General features: G+C 67.1%; 5 protein-coding genes. All 5 read left to right on the plus strand.

What is annotated here, in order from left to right:
- The first annotated feature begins 231 nt into the window (after positions 1 to 231).
- The 5 genes from VDQ18_RS22145 to VDQ18_RS22165 all read left to right on the plus strand — a co-directional run bounded on the left by VDQ18_RS22145 (position 232) and on the right by VDQ18_RS22165 (position 6,543).
- Entirely contained in the window at positions 232 to 1,449 is a 1,218-nt protein-coding gene (locus tag VDQ18_RS22145; RefSeq protein ID WP_323023036.1) for a lipase family protein, read from the plus strand.
- A complete protein-coding gene (locus VDQ18_RS22150; protein WP_323023040.1) occupies positions 1,449 to 2,804 on the plus strand; it encodes a cytochrome P450 in 1,356 nt (451 codons plus the stop codon). The genes VDQ18_RS22145 and VDQ18_RS22150 overlap by 1 nt, the downstream gene beginning before the upstream one ends.
- A 217-nt stretch (positions 2,805 to 3,021) precedes the next feature.
- Positions 3,022 to 4,053 carry a TRAP transporter substrate-binding protein gene (locus VDQ18_RS22155; protein WP_323023037.1) on the plus strand — a complete coding sequence of 344 codons (1,032 nt, stop codon included), beginning with the start codon at positions 3,022 to 3,024 and terminating at the stop codon, positions 4,051 to 4,053.
- An 85-nt stretch (positions 4,054 to 4,138) separates the two neighbouring features.
- Entirely contained in the window at positions 4,139 to 5,143 is a 1,005-nt protein-coding gene (locus VDQ18_RS22160) for a TRAP transporter small permease subunit (RefSeq protein WP_323023038.1), read from the plus strand.
- Between the two features lie 14 nt (positions 5,144 to 5,157).
- The gene (locus tag VDQ18_RS22165) at positions 5,158 to 6,543 is read left to right on the plus strand and encodes a TRAP transporter large permease subunit (RefSeq protein WP_323023039.1); all 1,386 of its coding nucleotides are present in this window, start codon (positions 5,158 to 5,160) and stop codon (positions 6,541 to 6,543) included.
- The last annotated feature ends 139 nt before the right edge of the window (positions 6,544 to 6,682 follow it).

Consider the following 6,682-nt stretch of genomic DNA (forward strand, 5'->3'; position numbering starts at 1 on the left):
CACCCCCCGCTCAAGGGGGTTTTCCACCCCCTTGAGAAACCCCCGAGGATATTTAAGGAACAAAGATCAAGGTTAGGACTCTCTTTACCTTCATCTTCGTTCTTCAAATATCCTCGGGGGGTGAATTGGCCGTCAGGCCAAGAGGGGGGCAGACGGCCCCCCTCCTTCGTCGCCCCGGGTTTCCAGCGCCATTGCTTTCGCGTAGCCTTCGGAAAACGGCGCGAGGCAGGCATGGACGGGGCGAGCGGGACGGGCTTCAGGCGGCGGGTCTTCTACGTGCCGGGCTACGATCCCTTTCCGCCCCGCCGCTACCGCGAGTTCTACCGCAAGGAGGGCGCGGCCCAGGCCCAGATCAGCGGCTACGATTTCGCCATGAAGGCCGAGACCGGCAGCGGCGCCTATGTCTGGCGGGTCGAGACGCGGATCGGCGAGCAGCCGGCCGAGGCGCGGGTGCAGGTGCTGGTCTGGGCCGATCTGGTGCAGCAATCCATGCGCCGGGGTGTCGTCGCGACCTATCTCCTGCTGGTGCGTACACTCTGGATCTTCTTCTCGACCGGGGCCCTGGGTGCGATGATCCGGCTCCGGCCCGGGCCGATGCTGACCGGCGCCTGGCCGGTGGGGATGCTGACCGGGCAGTTGTTGCTGGGGCTTCTAACGCTGGCGCTGGTCTGGTGGGGGGCGCAGGCGCTGATCGGCGGGGTTTTGGGGCATCTGGTCGGCGCCGGGCTTGGCGCGCTGGCGCTGGCGGGCGTCATGCAGGGATTCCGCAAACTCGATACCAGGCTTTTCGCCTATTACATGCTCTACGATTTCGCCCAGGTGGCGCAGCACCGGGGCGCCTTCGGCCCGGCGCTGCAGGCGCGGCTTGACGGCTTTGCCGAGGAGGTTGCGGCGGCACTGGCCGAGGGCCACGATGAGGTGCTGGTGGTCGGCCATTCCTCGGGCGCGGCGCTGGCGGTGGCCATCGTCGCCGCGGTCGAGCGGCAGGGGCTGCCGGAGACCGGCGCGCGGCTGGCGCTGCTGACGCTTGGCCAGGCGATCCCGATGCAGGCCTTCCTGCCCGAGGCGCGACAATTGCGCGCCGATCTGCGCCAGCTTGCCGCCAGCCCGGCCGTCACCTGGGTCGATGTCAGCGCCCGGGGCGATGGCGTCTGCTTCTGGCTGACCGACCCGCCCGCCGTCTGCGGCGTGGCGCCGGAGGATCAGCATCAGCCGCTGGTCTTTTCGGCCGCCTTTTCCGAGACGCTGGCGCCCGAGACCTGGCGCCGGGTCCGGCGGCAGTTCTTCCGCCTGCATATCCAGTACCTCGCCGCCTTCGAACGCCCCCGCGACTACGATTACTTCCAGATCACCGCCGGGCCGGTGCTGCTGGCCGACCGTTACCGCGGCCGCGCGCCTTCGCCGCAGGTCGAGCGGCGGGTCTATTCTCCGCACCGGAGCCTGCCGTGATCCTCCCGCCCAAGCCCCCCTCGCGGCAGGGGCGCTTCGCCTTCTTCCGGTATCTGCGAAGTTTCCGGCGCGATATCCTTAGCGCCAATCCCGAGCGCCTCTACCGCGCCAAGATGGCCGAGTTCCGCATCCCCTTCCTGCATACCTTCCTGGTCAACGAGCCCGCGCTCTGGAAACGGGTGCTGACCGAGGCGCCGCGGGATTTCCCCAAATCGCCGCGGATGGCGGCGGGGCTGGAGCCCTTGCTGGGGCAGGGCGTCTTCCTGACCAATGGCGCGCTCTGGGAGCGGCAGCGGCGGATCATCGACCCGGCCTTCGAGGGCGGGCGGCTGCGCGACACCTTCCCGGCGATCTGGGCGGCGGGGGAGGCGACGGTGGCGCGGCTGCGCGCCCGGGCCGGGGAGGCGCCGGTCGAGGTCGAGGCCGAGATGAGCCATTCGACCGCCGATGTCATCTTCCGCACGCTGTTCTCCGTGCCGATCGAGGACCGCACTGCCAGCGCCGTCTTCGGTGCTTTTCGCGACTATCAGGGCACGCAGCCGCTGATCAACCTCGCGGCCTTTCTGCCCTTGCCGCGCTGGATGCCGCGGTTCCATCGCCGGGCGACGCTCAGGGCGGCGCGGCGCATCCGGGGGCTGATCGGCGATCTGGTGGCGGCGCGGCGGGTGGCCATCGCGGAGGGCCGCGCGCCGGACGACCTGGCGACCAAGATCATGACCATGGCCGACCCGCTGGACGGGCGGCCCTTCGACGATGCCGAGATGGTCGACCAGGTGGCGGTGTTCTTCCTGGCCGGGCACGAGACCTCGGCCTCGGCGCTGGGCTGGGCGCTCTACCTGCTGGCGCTGGCCCCCGATCTTCAGGACCGGCTGGCCGAGGAGGCGGCGCGGGAGCTGACCCCCGATTTCGGCTCGGTCAGCCGGCTGAAACTGGCCCGCGACGTGTTCCGCGAGGCGCTGCGGCTTTATCCGCCGGTGCCGATGATGGTGCGCGAGGCCGCCTGTCCGGCCGAGTTCCGCGGACGCCGGGTCGAGACGGGCGCGCAGGTGGTGGTGAGCCCCTGGCATCTGGGCCGCCATCAGGCGATCTGGGAGGAGCCCGACGCCTTCTGCCCGGCGCGGTGGCAAACGGCCGAGGGGCGGGCATCGGCGCGGGACGGGTTCATCCCGTTCTCGGCCGGGCCGCGGGTCTGCACCGGGGCGGGGCTGGCCATGGTCGAGGGGCCGCTCATTCTGGCGATGATCGCCCGCGACCTGCGGCTGGCGCCGGTCGAGGGCCGCGTGCCGGTGCCACAGGCGCAGCTGACGGTCCGCGCGGCCGAAGGGATCTGGCTGCGGGTCACGCCGCGGGGCTGACCGACTCGCCCACAAGTTGACCAATTTTTCCTTGGACAGGTTGGTAAAATCATCTTACCACTTGAGGCGTGGAGACCGCGCCTGCTGATCTGGCTTCGTCCCTCTCGGCACGATGCTTGACGCAACGCTTTCTTCATGTTCGGCTAAACGCGCGGCCGCCGACGACGGAAAGGGGAGACTCCGTCCCGGCTAAGAACCGCACACCAGGGAGAGAAACATGAAAAGAATTCTTACCACCTCGGCGCTTGTCGCCGGGCTGACGGCGGGTGCCGCCCAGGCCCAGCAGCACTGGAACCTGCAATCGACCTATGCCGGGTCGCTGCCGCAGCTTGGCACGCTCGGCATCCGCATCGCCGACATGATCACCCAGCTCAGCGATGGCGAGATCGAGGTCACCTTCCAGAACCCCGGCGGCGTGGTCCCCGCGCTCGAGGTGTTCGACGCGGTGGGCTCGGGTGCGGTCGAGGCCGGCTGGTCGACGCCCGGCTATTGGGCGGGCCGGGTTCCGGCGCTGCAATTGCTGGCGGCCGTGCCCTTCGGGCCGCGGGCGTCGGAATACCTGGCCTGGATGAAGTTCGGCGGCGGGCAGGAGTTCCTGGAAGAACTCTACGAGCCCCACAACATCCATTCGGTGATCTGCGCGGTGATCGCGCCCGAGGCCTCGGGCTGGTTCCGCAACGAGATCCACAACACCGACGAGCTGCGCGGCCTGACCATGCGCTTCTTCGGTCTGGGCGCCAAGGTGATGGAGCGGATGGGCGTCTCGACCCAGCTGCTGGCCGGCGGCGACATCTTCCCGGCGCTGGAACTGGGCACCATCGACGCGACCGAGTTCTCGATGCCGGCCATCGACCTCAACCTCGGCTTCTATCAGGTGGCGCAGCATTACTACTTCCCCGGCTGGCACCAGCAATCGACCTTCTTCGACCTGATGATCAACCTCGACCTGTGGGAAAGCCTGACCGAGCATCAGCAGCAGATGATCAACACGATCTGCGACGCCAACATCGCCTATGGCCTGGCCGAGGGCGAGGCGATCCAGATCGACGCGCTGGAGACGCTGGAGAACGAGCACGGCGTGCAGATCCACCGCTGGTCGGACGAGGATCTGGGGCGGCTGGAGGCGGCCTGGATCGAGGTCGCGACCGAGCTGGCGGCCGAGGATGCCGATTTCGCCCGGGTGTACGAGAGCTACACCAACTTCCGGCAGCGCTATTCCCGGTGGCGTGACCTGGCCTATCTGGACTGACCTGTCCCTGGCCTGAAATGGGGGCATCCCGCCGGGATGCCCCGTTTTCGCACGCATATTCGACGAACGAAGGGGCAGGCTGGCCATGGGCACGCTATTGTCGATCCTCACCATCGCGGCTTCGGCCGTCATCATCGTGGTCGATCCCACCTCGATGTGGGTTTTCTACGCGCTGGGGGTGATCCTGGTCTCGCATCTGCTGGCCTGGCTGATGCGGGCCGCGCCGGGCTGGTTCATGGCGGCGACGCTGCTGGGCTGGTCCTCGGTCATGATCGCGACGCCGCTGGCGCTGACGCAAACCCAGCTGAACGGGCTGGCGCGGATCGTGCGCCGCCAGCGCGAGGGCTGGGAAGCCGCGCAGGCGACGCTCGATTTCTTCGAGCCGCTGGTGCCCTACGCGACACCGCTGCTGCTTGCGGTGACGCTGTATTTCGTGGTGATGGCGGTGCTGGCACTGCGCGGCGCGCGTGAGGGTGCCTCGGCCTACATGCTGCGGGCGTCCGACCAATTGGCCCATGCCTGCACCGTGGTGGGCAAGGCCGCGGCCTTCCTCTTCGTGCCGATGATGCTGATCATCCTCTACGACGTCATCCAGCGGAAATATCTGGGCTACAACCCCGATTTCACCACCACCGACTGGTACAAGATGTTCACCTCGACCCGGTTGCAAGAGATGGAATGGCACCTGCATGCCGTCCTCTTCCTGCTGGCGCTGGGCTATGGCTACGTCAAGGACAGCCATGTCCGCATCGAACTGGTGCGCGACACGCTGCGGCCGCGGACCCGGGCCTGGGTCGAGCTGTTCGGCGCGCTGCTGTTTCTGGTGCCCTATTGCTACGTGGTCATCGAATACGGCACCGAGAACGCGCTCAGGGCCTTCAACATCGGTGAGGGGTCGGACGCGCTGACCGGGCTGCCGCATCGCTTCATCATCAAGGGGATGCTGCCGGTGGGCTTTGTCTTCGTGGCGCTGGCGGGGCTGTCGGCGGCGCTGAAATGTCTGGTCTATCTCTTCGGGCCCTCCAGCCTGCGTGCGGCTTCGGGCCAATACGCCGGCGATCATCCCCCCACCCAACCCGCCGACGCCTGACCGGAGCGCCCCGCATGGAAAATGTCATCTACTACATGCCGCTGATCATGTTCGGCGTGCTGGCGATCGTGCTGTTTACCGGCTACCCGGTCGCCTTCATCCTCGGCGGTATCGCGCTTCTCTTTGCGGTGCTGGGCGATTGGGCGGGCGTCTTCCGGCTGGATCAGATCCAGCTGGTGCCGCTCAGGATCTACGGCGGGACCATGGCCAGCCTGGTGCTGGTGGCGATCCCGATGTTCACCTTCATGGGCACGATGCTGGAGAAATCCGGCGTCGCCACCGATCTGCTGGAGGCGCTGCAGGTCCTGTTGCGCAAGGTGCCGGGGGGGCTGGCGCTGTCGGTCACGCTGATGGGCACGATCATGGCCGCGACCACCGGCATCATCGGCGCCTCGGTCGTCATGATGACGCTGATGGCGCTGCCGGTGATGATGAAGGCGAATTACTCGATCCCGCTGGCCACCGGCACCATCGCCGCCTCGGGCACGCTGGGCATCCTGATCCCGCCCTCGATCATGCTGGTCATCATGTCGGACCTGCTGTCGGTGCCGGTCGGCACGGTCTTCATCGCTGCCATTATCCCGGGCCTGCTGCTGGCGCTGCTCTATACGCTCTACATCTTCCTCCTTTGCCGCTGGAAACCCCATCTCGCCCCGCCGATGCCGGACGAGATCGGCCCGGCCACAAGGGGCGAGTTCTGGCGGATGATCTTCCGCTCGTTCCTGCCGCCGATCTTCCTGATCCTCGCCGTGCTGGGCTCGATCTTCGCCGGCCTCGCCACGCCGACCGAGGCTTCGGGTGTCGGTGCCGCGGGTTCGGTGCTGCTGGCCTGGTTCAACCGGCGCCTCACCTGGGAGACGTTCAAGGATGTCTGCTACCGCTCGGCGCTGACCGGGGCGATGCTGTTCGGCATCTTCGTCGGCGCGACGGCCTTCAGCTTCGTCTTCAAATCCATCGGCGGCGAGCATCTGATCGTCGAGTTCATCCAGAATTCCAGCGCCGGGCCCTGGTCGATCCTCTTCGTGCTGATGGCCATGGTCTTCGCGCTGGGGTTCTTCTTCGACTGGATCGAGATCACGCTGATCGTCCTGCCGATCTTCGCCCCCATCGTCGCGCTTCTGGATTTCGGCGGCCATGTCGGGGAATGGGCCGGGATTTCCAACCCGATCGTCATCTGGTTCCTGATCCTGGTGGCGGTGAACCTGCAGACCAGCTTCCTGACTCCGCCCTTCGGCTTCGCGCTCTTCTACCTCAAGGGCGTGGCGCCGCCCGAGGTGAAGATCCAGATGATCTACAAGGGCATCATCCCCTTCGTGGCGCTGCAGGTGCTGGGGCTGTTCCTCTGTGTGGTTTTCCCCTGGATCGTGCTCTGGCTTCCAAGCTGGGCGCTGGGCGGATAGACGGAGACCCGGGCGGCGGACAATCCGCCGCCCGTTTTCGCTGAGGCGCCATGTTCTTTGATCCGCTGCTTTACGGCTTCGTCTTCCTCGGGCTCTTCACCCCGGGGCCGAATGTCATCATGCTGACCGCCTCGGGCGT

It is taken from the genome of Pararhodobacter sp., assembly GCF_034676075.1.
Taxonomy (GTDB): domain Bacteria; phylum Pseudomonadota; class Alphaproteobacteria; order Rhodobacterales; family Rhodobacteraceae; genus Pararhodobacter.